We start from the raw sequence: 18,583 nt of genomic DNA on the forward strand, positions 1-18,583 counted from the left end.
AAAGAACAACTTTTTAATAAACCTTGTTAACCAATTCAGTAGTGCTGCTTACCAGTTCCAGCATAGGCTTTGGATATACACCCAGTACCAGAATGATCACTACGATGATGCTCAGTACCAGCAGCTCATTTGCTTTCAGGTCTGTAGTGGTCTCTGTCAAAGCATTGCTCTGACCAAAGATCGCTTTCTGCACCATATTCAGCGTGTAAACCGCTCCCAGGATAATACCCAGTCCGGCAACCGCCATAAACCATACATTATATTGGAACAGACCGCTGAGCATCAGGAACTCCCCGATAAATCCGTTGGTCAGTGGTAATGCGATATTGGCCAGGCTGATGGTCACGAGGAAGATAGCGATACCCGGAGCATACTGGGCAATACCACCCATCTCGTTCAGGTTCTTGATCTTCAGACGCTGCTGGATGATCTCCACGATGATCCAGAGACCGATGATGTTGATACCATGATTGAACAGCTGCACCATCATACCCTGTAAGCTCTGCTCATTGTTGGTGAAGATAGCAGCGCTCATCAGGCCGATGTGGGCGATAGAAGAATAAGCGATCAGGCGTTTGATGTCCGACTGTACGATAGCGATGCAGGATGCATAGATGATACCGATGATGGACAATACGATTGCCACATCAGACCACATGTAAGCACCTTTCGGCAGTACAGGCAGTAACCAGCGCACTACGCCAAATAACCCCATCTTCACCATGATACCGGAAAGCACCATTGTAACAGGTGTTGGAGACTGTTCGTAAGTATCCGGCTGCCAGGTATGGAAAGGGAAAACCGGCATCTTGATAGCAAAGGCTACGAAGAAAAGCCAGAACAACCATGACTGGTCCTGCGGTGCTATGCTGCCATTGGTAAAGCTGGCGTAGCTGAAGGAATGGTCAGGTGATTGCAGGTAAATGTAGATCAGGCCTATCAGCATGAGCAATGAACCTGCAAAGGTGTATACGAAGAATTTGAATGTAACAGGAATACGTTTTTCGCCACCCCAGAGTGAGCAGAGGAAGTACACCGGAATCAGCGCCAGCTCCCAGAAAACGTAGAACAACAGTGCGTCATAAGCAGTGAAAACACCTACCAGTCCCGCCTGTGAAAGCAGCATCAGACCGTAAAAGCTGTTCGCACGCTCGTACTCCCTGTTGAAAATAACAATAAAGATCAGCAGGAAAGAGATGGCTGTCAGTAAACAAAGCATCAGGCCCATTCCATCCAGCCCCACACTAAACTGAGCGCCCAGCTGAGGTATCCAGTTTGCACTGAACTGCAGACTGGCCGGAGTAGTCCGGAACTGGAACAAGGCACCAAGCGTTACTGCCAGCGAAGCCAGGGATGCTATCAAACCCAGCACTTTCGGTCCAGACCCCTTCAGACCAAACGTAATCAGGCCCGCAACTAAAGGAATCAATATGAGTAATACTGTCAACATAATTTATCTAAACTTGTCCTTTTTTAATGATGATGCAGGTTTCTACTATTTCAGCAGAAAGCCTATCACAAATAAAACTACCATTCCTATTACCATGGCAAAGATGTAGAAGCCTACCTGTCCGTTCTGCAGCAGTCTTGCCTGCTGGCTGCCCCAGTGTACGCCACGGCCTACGCCATTTACCAACCTGTCAATACCTGATTTCTCGATCGCTTCTTCAAAGAAACGGCTTAGCATCATCAGGGGTTTCACTATGATAGCATCGTATAACTCATCCACATACCATTTGTTTTCCAGTACTTTGGCAATACCGGTACGTGGTTCTCCATTGTCTTCATAATTGCGGTACCAGCTGCGTGCAAAGAAGATGGTGATGATCACCAGCACAGAACTTAATCCCATCAGCAGCCATTCGGTGTTATGCGCCAGATGCTCATGTTCATGTACGAATGGCACTGAACCTGCAAATACAGGCGCCAGGTATTCTTTCAGCATACTGTGGGTACCGAATACTTCCGGCAGGCCAACATAACCACCTATTACTGACAGGATAGCCAGTATGATCAGCGGGATGGTGATAGCCACCGGACTTTCGTGCAGGTGATGTTCCTGCTCGTGCGTACCGCGGAACCTGCCACAGAAAGTGATGTAGTATAAACGGAACATGTAGAAGGCAGTCATCATTGCTGTGATAAGGGCTACTCCATACATGATCTTATTGGATACGAAAGTTTCAGCGAGGATCTCATCTTTGGAGAAGAAACCTGACAGACCAGGTATACCAGCGATAGCCAGGCAGCCGATCAGGAAAGTAATATGCGTAACCGGCATATATTTTTTCAGTCCTCCCATCTTATTGATATTCTGCTCGCCGCCCATAGCGTGGATCACAGAACCGGAACCTAGGAACAAGAGGGCTTTGAAGAATGCGTGTGTCATTACGTGGAACACCGCAGTGGTATAAGCGCCTACACCCAGTGCGAGGAACATATATCCCAGCTGGCTCACGGTAGAGTAAGCCAGTACTTTCTTGATATCATCCTGTTTCAGGGCGATGGTAGCCGCCAGCACCGCTGTAGCCAGACCTATTATTGCAACAACGGTCTGAATGCATGGAGCCAGGGTGTATAACACATTGCTTCGTGCAATCATGTAGATACCTGCTGTCACCATCGTAGCGGCGTGGATCAGGGCAGATACCGGAGTAGGACCCGCCATCGCATCTGGCAGCCAGGTATATAAAGGCAGCTGGGCAGATTTACCTGCCGCACCTACGAAGAGCAGGATGGCAATAACAGGTATTACCTTGTCGCCATGACCAATTGCTGCTGCTTTTTCAAATACTTCAGGGAAAGTAACACTGCCAAATTTCACTATCATAGCAAAGATGCCCAGCAGAAAGCCGAGGTCACCGATACGGTTCATGATGAATGCTTTCTTGGCAGCATTGTTATACGCGGTGTTCTTGAACCAGAAGCCGATGAGCAGGTAAGAGCAGAGCCCTACGCCTTCCCATCCGATGAACATCATCACATAGTTGGCGCCCAGTACAAGTATCAGCATGGAGAAAACGAACAGGTTCAGGTAAGCGAAATAACGCGCAAACCCTTCACTGGTTTCTTCATGCATGTAAGAAGTGGAGTAAATATGGATCAGTGAACCAACACCAGTGATGATCAGCAAAAATAAAGCGCTCAGCTGGTCCACCTGGAATGCGAATGGAATATGCAGGCTGCCTGCAGAAATAAAGTCAAACAACGAAACTGTCTGTGCCTGAAATCCGGGGGCTTTCACTTCCAGGAAGATCAGTAAGCTAATTACAAAGCCTGCTAATACAGTTCCGCTTCCTACTATACCCGCCAGTGATTTGGAGAGGTATCTTCTTCCCAATCCATTCACCAGGAAACCTAATAATGGTAAAAATGGTACCAGCCAAACTAGATGTATCATCTATTCAAATACTAATTACGATTTACAATTACGATTCAAGCTGTTAGTTCTTCAGCCTGTTCATGATATTAATATCCACCGACTGTGAATTCCTGTATACCATTACGATAATGGCCAGGCCTACGGCAACTTCCGCCGCGGCTACCACCATGATAAAGAATACAAAGATCTGCGCCCCGCCGGCGTCTACACGGCCAGCGTCTGCCCACATTTTAGAGAAGGCCACCAGCAGCAGGTTTACGGCATTCAGCATCAGCTCCACGCACATGAAAATAATAATGGCATTTCTGCGCATCAGCACGCCCATCACCCCAATGCAAAAGAGTGCTATGCTTAAGAAAATGTAATATTGAACAGGCATCTTAAAAGAATTACAAATTGATCAATGACGATTTACAGATGTTGTGGTTATGCTTCCCTTTTCCCGATTACAACCGCACCTACCATAGCGCTCAGGAAGAGGATGCTGGAGACTTCAAAAGGAACTACGTATTGATTGAATAAAGTTTTACCAAGGTTGGAGATCAGACCTATATCTGTCGCTCCGGGTTGAATTGGAGTTACATCGGCTTCACGGAGTGCGCCCAGTAATACCAGGAACAGGGCGCCGCCACTGATGGCGCCGGCATATTTCAGCCAGCTACGCTTCTGTGGCTCTATTTCTGCATTCAGGTTCATTAACATGATCACAAAGAGGAACAATACCATGATAGCTCCTGCATATACTATAATATGCACCACAGCCAGGAACTGCGCGTTGAGCATAATGTAATGCCCTGCTATGGTGAAAAAGGTTACTATCAGGCAAAGGACACTGGTAACGGGGTTCTTGCTCAATATCACGCCCAGGGCGGATATAATAGAGATGATTGAAAGTACCCCGAAAACGATTTGTTGTAAACTCATTCCCATTGCTATAATGACTATTATGTTTTTTAGCTAAGACTGTCTTTTATTATGCTTTTTTCTTTTCACCAGGTGCTGGGATCAGCAGATCCTGTTTTCCATAAATGAAACCTTCGCGTTTGTAGTTAGCAGGTGCAAATGTTTCTGTCAGATAGATAGCATCTTTCGGACAAGCCTCTTCACAAAAACCACAGAAAATGCAACGCAGCATATTGATCTCATAACGGGCAGCATATTTCTCTTCACGGTACAGGTGCTCTTCACCTGGTTTCCTTTCTGCTGCTTCCATTGTGATCGCTTCTGCCGGACAGGCTACTGCACATAAACCACAGGCAGTACAGTTCTCACGTCCTTCAGCATCCCGGTTCAATATATGCAGACCACGGAATACAGGGCTAAACGGACGCTTCTGCTCCGGATAACGTACTGTTTCCTTCCTCTTCCAGATATGCTTAAAGGTGATGATCATCCCCTTTATAATATTCCACAAATAGATCTTCTCGATGAACGTCATCGGCCTGCGGTCTACCTGTCTTGCCCTACTTGTTAAAGCTTGCATATTATGCTATTAAAATAAGTCGTTAATTAATGTGTACTGCGATACAGTACGATCGCTCCTGTTATCAACATATTCGCCAGTGCCAGCGGGATCATAATATTCCATCCAAGACGCATCAGCTGATCGTAACGGAACCTCGGGATTGTCCAGCGTACCCACATAAAGAAGAACAGGAAGCAGATAATCTTGATGAACAAAGCTGCTGTTCCCAGGATTGTCACCAGGTTAGGCGCCAGTCCCAGGCTGTCCATATACGGGAAGGAATAACCACCGAAGTACAGGCTGGACATCAGCGCAGAGCTGATGAACATATTGATGTACTCTGCGAACAGGTAGAAGCCCAGTTTCATGGAAGAGTACTCCAGATGATAACCACCATTCAGCTCACTCTCAGCTTCTGACAGGTCAAACGGTGTACGGTTACACTCTGCAAAAGAACATACCAGGAATATCAGGAAGCCCAGTGGCTGGTACAATACATTCCAACCGCCATGACGCTGCTGTTCTACAATTTCCTTGATGCTTAAAGAACCTGTCATCATTAACAGTGCGATCAGGGACAGCCCCATTGCCAGCTCATAAGAGATGATCTGGGAAGCTGCACGCACGGATGCCAGCAGGGAGTATTTATTGTTGGAAGCCCATCCGCCCAGCATAATGCCATATACACCTAAACTCACTACTCCGAAAATGTATAAGATACCGATGTTAATATCTGCGATCTGCAGGGATACAGTATGACCTGCAATGGTCAGTGTATCGCCCCAGGGAATCACCGCGCTTGTCATACAAGCTACGATCATTGCCAGGGAAGGACCGAGAATGAAGAGGAAACGGTTGGAATTGCCGGGGATGATCTCTTCCTTGAAGAAGAGTTTACCACCATCAGCCAGCGGCTGCAGTAATCCCATAAAACCAGCCCTGTTAGGACCAATCCTGTCCTGGATAATACTTGCTACTTTTCTTTCACCCCATGTAGAATACATAGCGACTACCAGTGATATCACCAGTACGCCTGATATCAGCACGATCTTTTCGAGGATAAAGAACCAGTCTATGTTCATCAAATACGAATTATATCAATTACGAATAAAGAGTGAATTATTGCTTGTTAAAGTCATCTGAATGCGCCGGTCCGTCTATCTGAGACAGATCGATATCCGGTCTGTTCACCTGGCTGATTGAGTGAATATCCAGCAGCAGTTTAGGCTGACGGCCATCCAGTACCTCTACGAGCGTATCTTTCGGTTTGTGAACTCCCACATAGTGACCCTGAGAAATAACGCTATGACGATCTATATTGCGCGGACCTTCTATCACCCAGTCTTTCACATCTTTCTTATCAAAGCGGCAGGTATCGCAGATCCAGTCTTCCACTTCACCATATTTATCCTTACGGGCAGTTACGCGGAATACCTCATCACCACGCATCCAGAGAACCGTCTTGCCACAGCATTTCGGATCTTCACACTGGCGGTGCGCATCTACCGCTTTCAGGAACCATACACGGTTCTTAAAGCGGAAGGTTTTATCTGTCAGTGCACCTACAGGACAAACATCTATCACATTACCGATAAAGTTGTTGTCCAGGGACTGTTGAATATAAGTACCGATCTCCGCAGCTTCTCCACGTCCCAGTACGCCATGCTCACGCTTTTCAGTCAGCTGATCAGCGGTGAACACACAACGGTAGCAAAGGATGCAACGGGTCATGTGTAACTGTATCTTATCGCCGATATCGATCCTGTCGAAGGTACGGCGTTTGAATTCGTAGCGTGTGGTCTCTGCACCGTGCTCATAGCTAAGGTCCTGCAGATGACATTCACCAGCCTGGTCGCATACCGGGCAATCCAGCGGGTGGTTCAGCAACAGGAATTCCACTACCCCCTTACGTGCTTCCTGCACTTCAGGAGAGGTGATATTGGCCACTTCCATACCATCCATTACGTTGGTACGGCAGCTGGCCACCAGTTTAGGCATAGGGCGGGGATCAGCTTCTGATCCTTTGGTTACTTTCACCAGGCAGGTACGGCATTTACCACCGCTACCCTGCAGTTTGGAGTAGTAACACATTGCAGGCGGCACGATATCTCCACCAATTTTACGGGCAGCATTCAGGATAGAAGTACCCGGCTCCACTTCCACGGAGATATTATCGATCTTAACCTTAAAGAGTTTCTTTTCTTCAGCCATTTTGCATCGCTTAAATTGATTCTTATACAGCAGCAGGAGCAGCTATTTCCAGTGGATCTGCGTAATGTGCCAATCCGTAGTTACGTTTGGTAGCCTCGTCAGGATGCAGCACATGCCATTCAAACTCATCACGGAAGTGACGGATGGCAGCAGCTACCGGCCAGGCAGCAGCATCGCCCAGCGGGCAGATAGTGTTACCTTCTATTTTACGCTGGATATCCCACAGCAGATCTATATCACTCATTTTGCCTTTACCATTCTCGATATTCTGCAGTACACGCTTCATCCAGCCGGTACCTTCACGACATGGGCTGCACTGTCCGCAGCTCTCATGGTGATAGAAACGGGCGAATGTCAGGGTGTTCTTCACAATACACTGGTCTTCGTCCAATACGATGAAACCACCGGAACCCAGCATAGTACCTGTAGCGAAACCACCGTCTGCAAGACTTTCGTACGTCATCATACGCTGCTCACCTTTTGCTGTTTTCAGCAGCAGGTTAGCCGGCAGGATAGGTACGGAAGAACCACCGGGGATACATGCTTTCAGGCGTTTGCCATTGGCAATACCACCACAGTATTCGTCAGAGTAGATAAACTCTTCTACAGAGATATTCATCTCGATCTCATACACTCCGGGTTTGTTGATATTACCACAGGCAGAGATCAGTTTGGTACCGGTAGATTTACCAAGACCATATTTTGAATATTCATCACCACCGATGCGCAGGATAGGCACTACCGCAGCCAGTGTTTCCACGTTGTTTACCACGGTCGGGCAATCCCACAGACCTTTTACAGCCGGGAATGGCGGTTTGATACGTGGGTTACCACGTTTACCTTCCAGGGATTCTATCAGGGCAGTTTCCTCACCACAGATATAAGCTCCGGCGCCACGTTGTACATATATTTCGAGATCGAAGCCGGTACCCTGGATATTCTTACCCAGCCAGCCATTTTTCTTTGCTTCTGCAATAGCCTGTTCCAGGATGTCCGGGATCCAGGCATACTCACCACGGATATAGATATAGCAGCTGTTACAACCCAACGTATAGCTGGAGATGAGCAGGCCTTCTATGAGCAGGTGAGGAATAAATTCCATCAGGTAACGGTCTTTGAATGTACCTGGTTCAGATTCATCCGCATTGCACACCAGGTAGCGGGGTACACCCTCTGGTTTTGCGATGAAGCTCCATTTCATACCGGTAGGGAAACCGGCGCCACCACGACCTCTCAGACCGCTCTTCTTTACTTCGTCCAGCACCTGGTCAGGTGTCATGCTTTTAAGCGCTTTTTCTGCCGATCCATAACCTCCGTTGGCCCGGTATACATCGTAGTACCGGATGCCTTCTATGTGCGCTTTGTCAAAAAGTAGTTTGCGTCCCATCTTACTTTTTATGATTGTAGACCGTATTCCGGTCATTCAAAGTTTTAATTTGCTTTAACCCTGCATTCCTCAATGATAGCATCTACCTTTTCAGGGGTGAGGTGCTCACGGTAGTGTTTGCCCAGCTGCATCATCGGAGCGTATCCGCAGGCGCCGAGGCATTCTACTGTTTTGAGGGTGAACAGTCCATCTTTGGTGGTTTCACCCACACCGATGTCCAGTTTCTTTTTGATATAGTCAATGATGTTGTCTGAGCCAAGCAGCATGCAAGGGCCTGTCTGGCATACTTCAAATACGTATTTACCTACAGGCTTCAGGTTAAACATCGAGTAAAAGGTAGCCACCTCGTACACTTCGATCGGTTTGATCTGCAGCAGGGAAGCCACGTAATCCATGGTCTCCGCGCTCAGCCATCCGCCAAACTCTTCCTGTGCCAGATGTAGCACCGGAATCAGGGCGCTCTTCTGTTTCCCGGCCGGGTAACGGGCGATGATCTCTTTTACCTTATTCAGTTTCTCTTCAGAAAACATAACTATGAAAGAAAAAATTAATAATTAAGCATCCAGTTCACCTGCTATCAGATTCAGGCTACTCATACAGATAACGGCATCACTCAGCATTGCGCCTTTGATCAGTTCTGCATAAGCCTGGTAATATATGAAACATGGGCGGCGGAAGTGCAGCCTGTAAGGGCTACGGCCTCCATCGCTGATGAGATAGAATCCCAGTTCGCCATTGCCACCTTCTACAGGATTGTACAATTCGCCAGGCAGGATATCAGATTCCCCCATGATGATCTTGAAGTGGTAGATAAGTGCTTCCATTTTGGTGTATACCGCGCTCTTTTCAGGCAGGTAGTACGCCGGTATATCTGCGTGGTATACATCTGAAGGCAGGTCTTTCAGCTTATCCATCGCCTGACGGATAATGCTCAGGCTTTCCCACATTTCAGCATTACGCACCAGGAAACGGTCGTAACAGTCGCCGGTAGTACCTACTGGTATTGTAAAGTCGAAATCTTCGTAAGAGGAATATGGCTGGGCCACACGTACATCGTAATCCACACCTGCAGCACGCAGGTTAGGACCGGTAAAGCCGTAGTTCATGGCTCTTTCCGCGCTGATAGGGCCTACACCCTGCGTCCTTTCCATGAAGATACGGTTACGGTTCATCAGGGTTTCGAACTCCTTGAGGGCCGCCGGATATTCTTTCAGGAAACGTTCTATTTTCTCAAAAGCCGCCGGGGTAAAGTTTCTTTCAAAACCACCCACACGGCCAATATTGGTTGTCAGACGGGAACCGCATATTTCCTCATAGATTTCATATGCCAGCTCACGGTATTTCATGAGATAGAGGAAGCCGGAGAAGGCGCCGCTATCCACACCTACCACACCGTTACAGATCAGGTGATCGGTAATACGGGCCAGTTCCATAATGATCACACGGAGGTAGTCAACACGCTTGGGGGTTTGAATACCCAGCAGTTTCTCTACGGTCAAGTGCCATCCCATATTATTGATAGGAGATGAACAATAGTTCAGACGGTCTGTTAAAGGAGTGATCTGGTAGTAAGGACGTCTTTCTGCGATCTTCTCAAATGCACGGTGAATATACCCCACCGTAGATTCCGAACTCACGATACGCTCACCGTCTATTTCCAGGATATTCTGGAATACCCCGTGCGTAGCGGGGTGGGTAGGTCCCAGGTTAAGGGTTTGTGTTTGCCTTTCTATGGAGCCTTCCGGCAATGTGATATGTTGCTGCTCTGACATGTTCAAACGAATAATTTATTAAATGCCAATATGCCCGCCGCGGCCGAACATTTCATCATCTTTATCGGTACGGGTCTGATCTTCCAGCGGAAATTCCTTACGCATGGGGAAATAAGTCATTTCGTCCACGTTCAGGATACGTTTCAGGTTCGGGTGTCCTACGAAGTTCACGCCGAAGAAGTCGTATGTTTCCCTTTCCATCCAGTTGGCTGATTCAAACAGCCTGGTAGCTGTGAATACGCGTGTATCCTCAATGCTGGTGTATACTTTGAAGCGCAGTCTCACCCTTTCCTTGAAATTGTACAGGTGATATACTACTGCAAGCTCCTCCCCTGTTCTGTTGGGATAGTGTACGGCAGTGAGGTCCGTTAAAAAACGAAATTGCAGTTCCTCATCATCGTACAGGAACTGCATTACTTTCAGGTTCAGGTCTTTCGGGGCTGCAAATGATAACATCCCAAAGGATTCTTCCACCTGGCTGATTGATTCCCCAAACTTTTCTGCTAACCTTTGCTTTATATAGTCGCTTGTCAAAGACATTACGATTTCAATTTTCTATTTCAGATTGACTTTTCGGATATGATTCTTCTTTCCTCTGGTAGACTACTCTATACCGTAAGAGTTCAATAATTCCTTGTATTTATCACTGTTACGGCGGCGCAGACTTTCCTGTCCCACCAGGTCCTGTACACGCATAAAACCGTCTATGATCGCTTCAGGGCGTGGAGGGCAACCGGGAACATATACATCCACCGGAATAACCTGGTCTATACCCTGCAATACGGAGTAAGTATCAAATACACCACCGCTGCACGCACAGGCGCCTACAGCCACTACCCAGCGGGGTTCAGCCATTTGCAGGTATACCTGGCGTAATACCGGGCCCATTTTCTTGGAAATTGTACCCATTACCATCAATAGGTCACACTGGCGGGGAGTGAAGGCCATCCTTTCAGAACCGAAACGGGCCATATCATAGGTAGAGGCCATGGTTGCCATAAATTCGATACCACAACAGGAGGTAGCGAAAGGTAAAGGCCAGATGGAGTTCTTACGTGCCAGACCAATTACCTGGTCAAATGTTGTAGCAAAAAAACCTTCCCCTGCATACCCTTCGGGTACTTCCACACTCTTCACTTTTTCATTATACTGGACCGGACGTGCCATACCATGTCAGATTTAAAAATTTTCACAATCAGATTTGACCTAAACGCACACGGGATTGCCAGCCACCGGCAACCCTTCTGCTAATATTCTATATTTGTATCAGTCTTCCCATTTCAGCGCTCCCTTCTTCAGGATGTAGAAGAAGCCGCCCATAAAGAACGCCACAAACAGTAACATGGCCATAAAGCCATCCCAGCCTAATTCTCTGAAATTCACCGCATAAGGATAAAAGAAGATCACTTCTACGTCAAAAAGCACGAACAATATGGCGGTTAGGAAGTACTTAATGGCTACTGGCTGGCGTGCATTACCTTTTTGTTCAATACCACTTTCAAAGGTAGCAAGTTTGTCGCTGGTTTTACGTTTTGGCCCCAAAAAATGCGTGGCGAGCATGGTAATACCAACGAAGCCCAATGCCGCTACTAGCTGCAAAACAATGGGAAAATAGCTGAAAGGAGTAGTTGCTGACAATAATTCTGTGTCTGTAAACATAAGCTTCCCTGTATAAATCGTTCTCCGAATGAGCAAAAATAGGCTAACTAATGTAAAAATCAAATCTTATGAAGGATTAAAATATTATCTTTTTTCACCAACCGGCAATAAAAAAGCCTCCTGTCAGGCGACAGGAGGCTTTCCTATAATTTTAAACCGATTATCTTTTGTTACCCTGAGCTGGTTTAACAGCTGCCGCTTTGGTCTTGTTTTCCTGGTTTTCCTGGATCGCTTTTACCGTAGCGTTGTTTGGATCGATAGCCAGTACTTTATCCATCCAGATCTTCATATTTGCCTGATCGTCCTTATTATAGTAGTAGATCATCATATACTGATAAGGGAACATCAGCTGAGATGGTTTGTTCATCTTCTCGTCACCCTTGATCTCAAAGAATTTCTGGAAGTATGGAATTGCCGCACCCAGTTTGGCTTCTGGGTCTTTTGCCATGTTGGCACGGCCTCTCCAGTAGATACCTAAAGCTTCGTTGTTTGGATATTTAGCTGCGAAAGCGCCCCAGGTTGAATCTGCCGCATCATATTCACGTGCGTAGATTTCCATGGTACCTTTGAAGAACATATCCTGTACTTTACCGGTGTTCTGCTCATCGGTAAATTCACTCACCAGTTTACCATACCATTGTGCTGAACGTTTAAAGTCGTGCATTGCTTTAAAGTTGTCTGCTACGGCTCTGTATTTTTCAACATCTTTTGCGGTATCGGCCAGTGCATATTTCTCCAGGTACAGACCTGCCAGTGAATCGTTCACCGCTTCCTGTGCAGAATCCTTTACATGCTGCTGGTAGATAGCGCTCAGCAGTTTGTAGTCGTTAGCCTGCAGTTTAGCATCTCCAACGGATTTGGCGTACTCTTCGATCACTTGTTTACCGGTAGTGGTATCACCTTTCTGCAGATAAGCATCTGTCAGCAGGCGCACGAATTTACCTTTATTACCTTCAGTTGTCTGCGGTAATACAGCTTTAGCTTTATTGATAGCGGCATCATAGTCTTTCCTATAGAAAGAGATAGCTGCCAGGTTGTATTCGTTTTCCAGTTTACCGGCACCTGAACCGATTACTTCCATATATTTCTCCAGGTATTTAGCTGCATTTTCGAGTGACAGCTGAGCTTTGGTTGGAGTGATATAGAACTGGTACAGTTCATAGTAAGCCGGTGCGTAGTTAGGATCCAGATTGGTAGCTTTTGTCCAATCGTTCACGGCATCCTGCAACAGTTTAGCGTTGTAGTTTACCAGACCCTGTTTCATTACAGCTTCAGCGTTGTTAGGTTCCATTTCCAGCGCCTTGTCGTAAGAAGTGATGGCTTTACCACCATTCTCACCACCCAGGAGGCGGTAAGCGTCACCTAATTCTATATAATCTGCAGCTTTCGCAGTATATACTTCTTTCTTTTTACGGCCTTCATTGTTCAGCAATTTTTCCATTACTGACAGTGCATAACCGCGGTCACCACCTTTTATTTCAGTGTTGGCATCTGCAATAGCGCGTGCAACATCGCCATTACGTCCTTCAGCAGCAGTGCTGGCTGCTTCAAATTTCTGTTTTGCGGCAGCAGCGTCACCTTTCAGCAGATCGATACGGCCAAGGCCTGCCTGCAATAAAGGTGAAGTAGGTACAGCCTGTAATCCTTTCTGAAAAGTTGCAGCGGCACCGGCGTCATCGTGCAGGCCCAGCTGCGCGATACCCAGGTAGTAATAACCTCTGTCATCAGTTGGCTTGGCAGCTATTGCTTTTTCCAGGTTTCCTTTGGCTGTTTCATACTTGCCATAATACAGGTCTTTCAATCCATCTTCTACAGATTGGGCCATCGCGCCGTTCGCGACGCACAGCAATGCAACAATTAAACTTTTCCGTCTGTTCATGAGCAATCCGGTTTTTAATTTTAGTTGTGTTAGTTTTTCTACTTAATGTTCGCTTCCCTGAATACTACATTCAATCTCGCAGGGAACAGTCTGAATTTCGCAATAATCATCTGTCCTTCATAACTCCCCAGGAAAGTGGCGAACCCTGATCCCAATCCTGAATATGGTTCCTTCAAGCAATAGAACAAACCACGTTTAAGCTGGTAGGAACCAAGAGCGATGTATGCCTGATATGGTTTTACAAATTCCGAACCATAATCTGCCCTCACCTTGACCACTTGCACTTTATTTGTAAATTCTATAGAAGCTGAGTCGTTCGGATCTGAGATCCAGCTCACTCCTATTACGCCAATCGCATTCTTCATTTTAGCCACATAATCAACCACTTCGGGATTGGTTTTTGCAGCCATTACGTTCTGCGGCAACGGTTTCCCTTTGTTGATTGAATCGCGGACATATCTTACCGTACTTGAATTCTGATTATCAAAAACTATCTGGTGTTTCTGCGCGGAATCAGACCCGTCCATAATTTCCCGCACCTGGTCCATTGTGAGGATGCTGTCGGGATTACTACGGTTAGTAATCAGCGCTACCCCATCCCAGGCAAGGAGCAGGCTTTGCGGCTTTATTTTCAACTCCTTGAAGTATGCCTGTTCTTCTTTGCTGAAATCTCTTGTTACAAAGATCAGCCTTGAACTGTCAGCCAACAGATCTTTAAAACACTCTGCTTCAGGCTTGTAGTCAGCAATGATATGCGCGTTCTTATATAAGGATTCAAAAACCTTAATTTCGGCTTCCATCAGTGGGCGATAGGTTTCATCCACACTTATTCTGATGGTCCCTGCAGTTGGCGTATCTTGCTCTTCCGCGGACTTGTTGGCTCGTCCGCAGGATGCCAGTAGAGCTGCTACAGCTAACAAGATAACAGCGATCTGGCTTCGCCTGATTATTCTGGTCATCATATGTTCGTCTCTTATTTAATCCTTTTGATAAAACAGGTATCTCGTTCCTCTATATACACGGAAAAGGCCATACGCAATTAGTACGACGCCAAAAATATTTAGTACAGTCTGAGATACCTGAAACTGGCCCAGGTTATATTTCTGCGCAAAGATTGCATATAGGCCCAAGAGCAGAAAAAATACACCCCTTATTAATTCCCCGAGCGAACGATAATTTACCTTAGTCCGCGTGTTTCCAGATCTTTCTTGTTGCATTAGCATTGTTAGCGAATTACAAGTATACAAAAAAATATTTCCAAATAAATACCTGTTCTTTTAGAGGATTGTTAAAAAAAAGCGGTTCCGGCCCTATCCCCTTCACCCTAAACCAGCCACTACGGCAGGTTTTAATAATCGTCCGGCATACACACATTTTTTCATATTCAATCTACATCTAATTAAATAAGAACTTGTTAAAACCATGTTAAATACTGGTACTTTCAATGCTATGTCGTACATAATCACCAAAATACATACTCATTAAAAAGAAAGTATAGTATTAATCATTCTTACCATATAGATGCGGAGAAATCAGGATTCCATAACGACCGGTTGTCCCATTTTGCAGCCAGTACGGCTAATATGCACGAGCTGAGGATTTTAGCAGGAGCATAAAATAATGTTAAAATCTTGTAGGTTTGCGGAAATTATGAAAATACTGATGGTATGCCTCGGGAACATCTGCCGTTCCCCCCTGGCAGAAGGAATATTAAGGCATCTTGCACTGCAGCAGGGACTGGACTGGGAAGTAGATTCTGCCGGCACAGGCAACTGGCATGTAGGCGATCCTCCTGACCGCCGGTCAGTGAAAGTAGCCCAACGTTACGGCATTGACATTTCCGGCCTGCGGGGCAGGCAGTTCCAGGTTGCAGATTTTGACCGGTTTGACCGCATTTTTGCCATGGACCTGGATAACTACAGGGATATACTTCTTAAAGCGAGAACTGACGAAGATAAAGCTAAATTGCAACTGCTGCTGGATGATCAGCAACCAGTGCCCGATCCGTGGTATGATGACGCCTTATTTGAACCGGTGTATAAAATGATCTACGAGGCTTGTGAAAAGATCGTGGCAGGAAAAAAATAAATTACTTCATAAAGCATAACTGAACAATAATGATAAAACCCAGTATACCAAAAGGTACCCGGGATTTCGGACCGGTAGTGGTAAGAAAACGGCAATACATTTTCCAGACCATCCGTGAAACGTTTGAACTGTTTGGCTTCCAGCCATTGGAAACCCCTACAATGGAGAACCTGGACACACTTACTGGTAAATATGGTGAAGAAGGTGATAAGCTGATATTCAAGATCCTGGACAATGGTGATATCCTGGGACGCGCCCAACAGGCAAAGGATAGCCGGGAACTAAGCATTTTATTATGTGAAAAGGCCCTGCGTTATGACCTCACCATTCCTTTTGCAAGATATGTGGTAATGAACCAGAATGAACTGGCTCTTCCCTTCAAACGCTATCAGATGCAGCCGGTATGGCGTGCTGACAGACCCCAAAAAGGCCGTTATCGTGAATTTTATCAATGTGATGCGGATGTTGTAGGTAGTAACTCTCTGTTAAATGAAATTGAACTGCTCCTCATATATGATACTGTTTTTACCCGGCTGAAATTAGATGGGTATGAAGTTCGTATCAATAATCGTAAGATATTGAGTGCACTGGCTGAGATAATTGGTCAACCAGCCTTGCTGACAGATATTACTGTGGCTATTGACAAATTAGATAAGATCGGCATCGAGAAAGTTAAAGAGGAATTAGAGGAACGAGGACTTGCTCTAGGTGAAATTGCCATCATTGAAAACTTCCTGAATATCGAGGGCAACAATGAGGAAAAGTTGCAACAGTTAAGCACTCTCTTCAGGAACTCTCCTACCGGTCTGAAAGGCGTTGAGGAATTATCCTATGTACTGCACACCCAACCGGATGCCTTCAAAACCACTCCTATCCTGGACGTAACACTGGCCCGTGGCCTGAACTATTATACAGGTATGATCGTGGAAGTAAAAGCACCTGCTTCCGTAAAAATGGGTAGCATAGGTGGCGGTGGCCGTTATGATGACCTTACCGGCCTGTTTGGCCTGCCAGGTCTTTCCGGCGTAGGTATTTCTTTCGGAGTAGACCGTATCTATGATGTACTGGAAGAACTGCAGCTATTCCCTGCTGCAGCGCAACAGGGTACACAAGTACTCTTCTTCAACCTCGATGCGCAAACGACTGGCGTTGCCTTCAAACTGCTGATGCAATTGCGTAACAAGGGTATTTCTTCCGAATTATTCCACGAGGCATCCAAGATGGATAAGCAGATGAAATATGCGAATAAACGGAATATCCCCTATGTGATCATTATGGGTGAGAGTGAGGTACAGGAACAAGTGGTGAGTGTTAAGAATATGGTGACGGGCACACAGGAGAAAGTGGCAATGGCAGATTTAGTGAATTATAATTTCTGAGGAAATTGAAAATACAGTAAAGGCCCGCCTAATTGCGGGCCTTTGTTATTTAAGTCCTTCAAGGAATTTCTGAACTCTTCGCTCTTCCTTGTAGAAGAACTGATCTTCTACTCCCAGGCTATTGCAATAATCCTCTTCCATACGTTCCTCTAAAGTCTTGTGAATACCTTTTTTTTCTTCATCAAGTATCTTCTGCCAAATCTTCGCAATCCTATCCATCCTTTCCCTTCTCCACTTTTCTCTGAGTTGCTCTTCTTTCTTTTTCTCTTCTTCTTCATCTACAAAAATGATCATAATTATAAATTTTGACGTTAACTAATATGGCTTTAAAATATTGTGCCCGGTTATATACCTGAATCCCTGTTTATCTATCACTGCTATTTTTATCAACCCGCCTACAGTTGGAACTTTCTCCATATATGTCTGAAAAGTCATTTCCATTTTCAAAAAAAGATAAGCCATATTAACGGCCTGCTGCAGGCTTAGTTTTGATAAAGACTCCTGCATTATCGAATCTACTTTCTTATGTTTCAGTCTCAAATCAATTTTGTCAGCAAGTTGCTGAACATAATCCACAGGGATAGATTTCAGAGATAAATTGAAATCCTTTCCCATTTCCTTTATTATGTGAGGAACAACTTCCAGGGAAGAATAGCTCTTTTCTCCTAAAATTCTTCTACTTATAAGATTTTGTCCTTCGCTTACTACGTAACGGTCCTCGGGTATTTTTTCATAACTCACATATTTCCATTCATCTCCCTCCAGGCTTTCCCCCATTGACTCATCTATCACTATTCTATATATGATTGTCTTTTCAGTTATTAGCTCGTAGTGGGTAACCAGCAATATACTTTTACCTATATCCCCCTTTGCTGCAATACATGCCCTCACCTTTCCTTCAACAAACCTGCAAAAATCCTTCACCCTGGTTGCGATCGTTTTACTATAATAATTTTCGTCTTCCCCATTAATGGCGACAAATTCATGTATCAGGGATTCGATCGTCTTATCTCCTATCTGTGAAGCTCCCGCCAATGTTATTGCAGTATACTTGTCAAACGGGAAAAGCTTTTCTGCGTAGTCTCTAGTATGAGATGGTCTTTTCTTAAACAAATGCGTTATCTCATTCCTGCTAATCCTAATCTCATCTGCGTTCGCATTTCCCCTATCTTTTAAATAATCTATGAAGCGCTTATAAGTCACTACATTCTCACTAAACGTGGCCAAAGAATCGGCGATCACTGCTACGCCCTTCTTCGCAATTACAGATGCAATAAAAGTCATTGGTTTTTGATTGGGTGAAACAATGGTTTCTACAAGAGCACGAATCGCGAATTTATATACACCTCACAAACCATCCA

Annotated in this window: 19 protein-coding genes; 2 read left to right on the forward strand and 17 right to left on the reverse strand. The window is 45.6% G+C overall.

From position 1 onward, the window contains the following. Positions 1-13: 13 nt before the first annotated feature. The 15 genes from F3I09_RS02870 to F3I09_RS02940 all read right to left on the reverse strand — a co-directional run bounded on the left by F3I09_RS02870 (position 14) and on the right by F3I09_RS02940 (position 14,717). Positions 14-1,450 (reverse strand): NuoM family protein, encoded by a 1,437-nt coding sequence (locus F3I09_RS02870; RefSeq protein ID WP_149693524.1) that lies wholly within the window; start codon positions 1,448-1,450, stop codon positions 14-16. Between the two features lie 45 nt (positions 1,451-1,495). After that, positions 1,496-3,400, reverse strand: a complete 1,905-nt coding sequence (gene nuoL / locus F3I09_RS02875) for an NADH-quinone oxidoreductase subunit L (RefSeq protein ID WP_149693525.1) — start codon at positions 3,398-3,400, stop codon at positions 1,496-1,498. Between the two features lie 43 nt (positions 3,401-3,443). Beyond that, entirely contained in the window at positions 3,444-3,761 is a 318-nt protein-coding gene (gene nuoK, locus F3I09_RS02880; protein WP_149693526.1) for an NADH-quinone oxidoreductase subunit NuoK, read from the reverse strand. Between the two features lie 47 nt (positions 3,762-3,808). Then, the gene (locus F3I09_RS02885; protein WP_149693527.1) at positions 3,809-4,306 is read right to left on the reverse strand and encodes an NADH-quinone oxidoreductase subunit J; all 498 of its coding nucleotides are present in this window, start codon (positions 4,304-4,306) and stop codon (positions 3,809-3,811) included. A 49-nt stretch (positions 4,307-4,355) separates the two neighbouring features. Beyond that, a complete protein-coding gene (nuoI, locus tag F3I09_RS02890; protein ID WP_149693528.1) occupies positions 4,356-4,865 on the reverse strand; it encodes an NADH-quinone oxidoreductase subunit NuoI in 510 nt (169 codons plus the stop codon). A 26-nt stretch (positions 4,866-4,891) separates the two neighbouring features. Continuing rightward, the gene (nuoH, locus tag F3I09_RS02895) at positions 4,892-5,929 is read right to left on the reverse strand and encodes an NADH-quinone oxidoreductase subunit NuoH (RefSeq protein ID WP_188133659.1); all 1,038 of its coding nucleotides are present in this window, start codon (positions 5,927-5,929) and stop codon (positions 4,892-4,894) included. A gap of 37 nt (positions 5,930-5,966) precedes the next feature. Then, complete coding sequence (locus tag F3I09_RS02900) at positions 5,967-7,058, reverse strand: 2Fe-2S iron-sulfur cluster-binding protein (protein WP_149693529.1); 1,092 nt, start codon at positions 7,056-7,058, stop codon at positions 5,967-5,969. A gap of 22 nt (positions 7,059-7,080) precedes the next feature. Further along, positions 7,081-8,445, reverse strand: coding sequence for an NADH-quinone oxidoreductase subunit NuoF (gene nuoF / locus F3I09_RS02905; protein ID WP_149693530.1), 1,365 nt, complete (start codon positions 8,443-8,445; stop codon positions 7,081-7,083). 44 nt (positions 8,446-8,489) lie between these two features. After that, positions 8,490-8,975, reverse strand: a complete 486-nt coding sequence (gene nuoE / locus F3I09_RS02910) for an NADH-quinone oxidoreductase subunit NuoE (RefSeq protein ID WP_149693531.1) — start codon at positions 8,973-8,975, stop codon at positions 8,490-8,492. A gap of 24 nt (positions 8,976-8,999) precedes the next feature. Further along, positions 9,000-10,217 (reverse strand): NADH-quinone oxidoreductase subunit D, encoded by a 1,218-nt coding sequence (locus tag F3I09_RS02915; protein WP_149693532.1) that lies wholly within the window; start codon positions 10,215-10,217, stop codon positions 9,000-9,002. A gap of 18 nt (positions 10,218-10,235) precedes the next feature. Further along, positions 10,236-10,757, reverse strand: coding sequence for an NADH-quinone oxidoreductase subunit C (locus F3I09_RS02920; protein ID WP_149693533.1), 522 nt, complete (start codon positions 10,755-10,757; stop codon positions 10,236-10,238). 63 nt (positions 10,758-10,820) lie between these two features. Further along, positions 10,821-11,384: an NADH-quinone oxidoreductase subunit B gene (locus tag F3I09_RS02925; RefSeq protein ID WP_106601512.1), complete on the reverse strand. Its 564-nt coding sequence runs from the start codon at positions 11,382-11,384 to the stop codon at positions 10,821-10,823. Between the two features lie 99 nt (positions 11,385-11,483). Further along, a complete protein-coding gene (locus tag F3I09_RS02930) occupies positions 11,484-11,876 on the reverse strand; it encodes an NADH-quinone oxidoreductase subunit A (protein ID WP_149693534.1) in 393 nt (130 codons plus the stop codon). A 160-nt stretch (positions 11,877-12,036) separates the two neighbouring features. Then, positions 12,037-13,755 (reverse strand): lipopolysaccharide assembly protein LapB, encoded by a 1,719-nt coding sequence (locus F3I09_RS02935; RefSeq protein ID WP_149693535.1) that lies wholly within the window; start codon positions 13,753-13,755, stop codon positions 12,037-12,039. A 38-nt stretch (positions 13,756-13,793) separates the two neighbouring features. Beyond that, positions 13,794-14,717 carry a substrate-binding domain-containing protein gene (locus F3I09_RS02940; RefSeq protein WP_149693536.1) on the reverse strand — a complete coding sequence of 308 codons (924 nt, stop codon included), beginning with the start codon at positions 14,715-14,717 and terminating at the stop codon, positions 13,794-13,796. A 688-nt stretch (positions 14,718-15,405) separates the two neighbouring features. Between F3I09_RS02940 and F3I09_RS02945 the strand changes: the two genes are divergently transcribed. Beyond that, positions 15,406-15,843 carry a low molecular weight protein-tyrosine-phosphatase gene (locus tag F3I09_RS02945; RefSeq protein ID WP_188133660.1) on the forward strand — a complete coding sequence of 146 codons (438 nt, stop codon included), beginning with the start codon at positions 15,406-15,408 and terminating at the stop codon, positions 15,841-15,843. 29 nt (positions 15,844-15,872) lie between these two features. Next, positions 15,873-17,222: a histidine--tRNA ligase gene (gene hisS / locus F3I09_RS02950; protein ID WP_149693537.1), complete on the forward strand. Its 1,350-nt coding sequence runs from the start codon at positions 15,873-15,875 to the stop codon at positions 17,220-17,222. A 45-nt stretch (positions 17,223-17,267) separates the two neighbouring features. Here hisS and F3I09_RS02955 read toward each other — a convergent pair whose 3' ends face one another. Then, positions 17,268-17,516: a hypothetical protein gene (locus tag F3I09_RS02955; protein ID WP_149693538.1), complete on the reverse strand. Its 249-nt coding sequence runs from the start codon at positions 17,514-17,516 to the stop codon at positions 17,268-17,270. 21 nt (positions 17,517-17,537) lie between these two features. Beyond that, a complete protein-coding gene (locus F3I09_RS02960) occupies positions 17,538-18,506 on the reverse strand; it encodes a hypothetical protein (protein ID WP_149693539.1) in 969 nt (322 codons plus the stop codon). Positions 18,507-18,583 lie beyond the last annotated feature (77 nt).

It is taken from the genome of Chitinophaga sp. CF418, from assembly GCF_900142925.1.
GTDB lineage: Bacteria > Bacteroidota > Bacteroidia > Chitinophagales > Chitinophagaceae > Chitinophaga.

What these genes read in the sequence shown, in the direction of transcription:
- F3I09_RS02870 (WP_149693524.1), bottom strand. Translation starts at nt 1,450, where the DNA reads ATGTTGACAGTATTACTCATATTGATTCCTTTAGTTGCGGGCCTGATT.
- nuoL (WP_149693525.1), bottom strand. Translation starts at nt 3,400, where the DNA reads ATGATACATCTAGTTTGGCTGGTACCATTTTTACCATTATTAGGTTTC.
- nuoK (WP_149693526.1), bottom strand. Translation starts at nt 3,761, where the DNA reads ATGCCTGTTCAATATTACATTTTCTTAAGCATAGCACTCTTTTGCATT.
- F3I09_RS02885 (WP_149693527.1), bottom strand. Translation starts at nt 4,306, where the DNA reads ATGAGTTTACAACAAATCGTTTTCGGGGTACTTTCAATCATCTCTATT.
- nuoI (WP_149693528.1), bottom strand. Translation starts at nt 4,865, where the DNA reads ATGCAAGCTTTAACAAGTAGGGCAAGACAGGTAGACCGCAGGCCGATG.
- nuoH (WP_188133659.1), bottom strand. Translation starts at nt 5,929, where the DNA reads ATGAACATAGACTGGTTCTTTATCCTCGAAAAGATCGTGCTGATATCA.
- F3I09_RS02900 (WP_149693529.1), bottom strand. Translation starts at nt 7,058, where the DNA reads ATGGCTGAAGAAAAGAAACTCTTTAAGGTTAAGATCGATAATATCTCC.
- nuoF (WP_149693530.1), bottom strand. Translation starts at nt 8,445, where the DNA reads ATGGGACGCAAACTACTTTTTGACAAAGCGCACATAGAAGGCATCCGG.
- nuoE (WP_149693531.1), bottom strand. Translation starts at nt 8,975, where the DNA reads ATGTTTTCTGAAGAGAAACTGAATAAGGTAAAAGAGATCATCGCCCGT.
- F3I09_RS02915 (WP_149693532.1), bottom strand. Translation starts at nt 10,217, where the DNA reads ATGTCAGAGCAGCAACATATCACATTGCCGGAAGGCTCCATAGAAAGG.
- F3I09_RS02920 (WP_149693533.1), bottom strand. Translation starts at nt 10,757, where the DNA reads ATGTCTTTGACAAGCGACTATATAAAGCAAAGGTTAGCAGAAAAGTTT.
- F3I09_RS02925 (WP_106601512.1), bottom strand. Translation starts at nt 11,384, where the DNA reads ATGGCACGTCCGGTCCAGTATAATGAAAAAGTGAAGAGTGTGGAAGTA.
- F3I09_RS02930 (WP_149693534.1), bottom strand. Translation starts at nt 11,876, where the DNA reads ATGTTTACAGACACAGAATTATTGTCAGCAACTACTCCTTTCAGCTAT.
- F3I09_RS02935 (WP_149693535.1), bottom strand. Translation starts at nt 13,755, where the DNA reads ATGAACAGACGGAAAAGTTTAATTGTTGCATTGCTGTGCGTCGCGAAC.
- F3I09_RS02940 (WP_149693536.1), bottom strand. Translation starts at nt 14,717, where the DNA reads ATGATGACCAGAATAATCAGGCGAAGCCAGATCGCTGTTATCTTGTTA.
- F3I09_RS02945 (WP_188133660.1), top strand. Translation starts at nt 15,406, where the DNA reads ATGAAAATACTGATGGTATGCCTCGGGAACATCTGCCGTTCCCCCCTG.
- hisS (WP_149693537.1), top strand. Translation starts at nt 15,873, where the DNA reads ATGATAAAACCCAGTATACCAAAAGGTACCCGGGATTTCGGACCGGTA.
- F3I09_RS02955 (WP_149693538.1), bottom strand. Translation starts at nt 17,516, where the DNA reads ATGATCATTTTTGTAGATGAAGAAGAAGAGAAAAAGAAAGAAGAGCAA.
- F3I09_RS02960 (WP_149693539.1), bottom strand. Translation starts at nt 18,506, where the DNA reads ATGACTTTTATTGCATCTGTAATTGCGAAGAAGGGCGTAGCAGTGATC.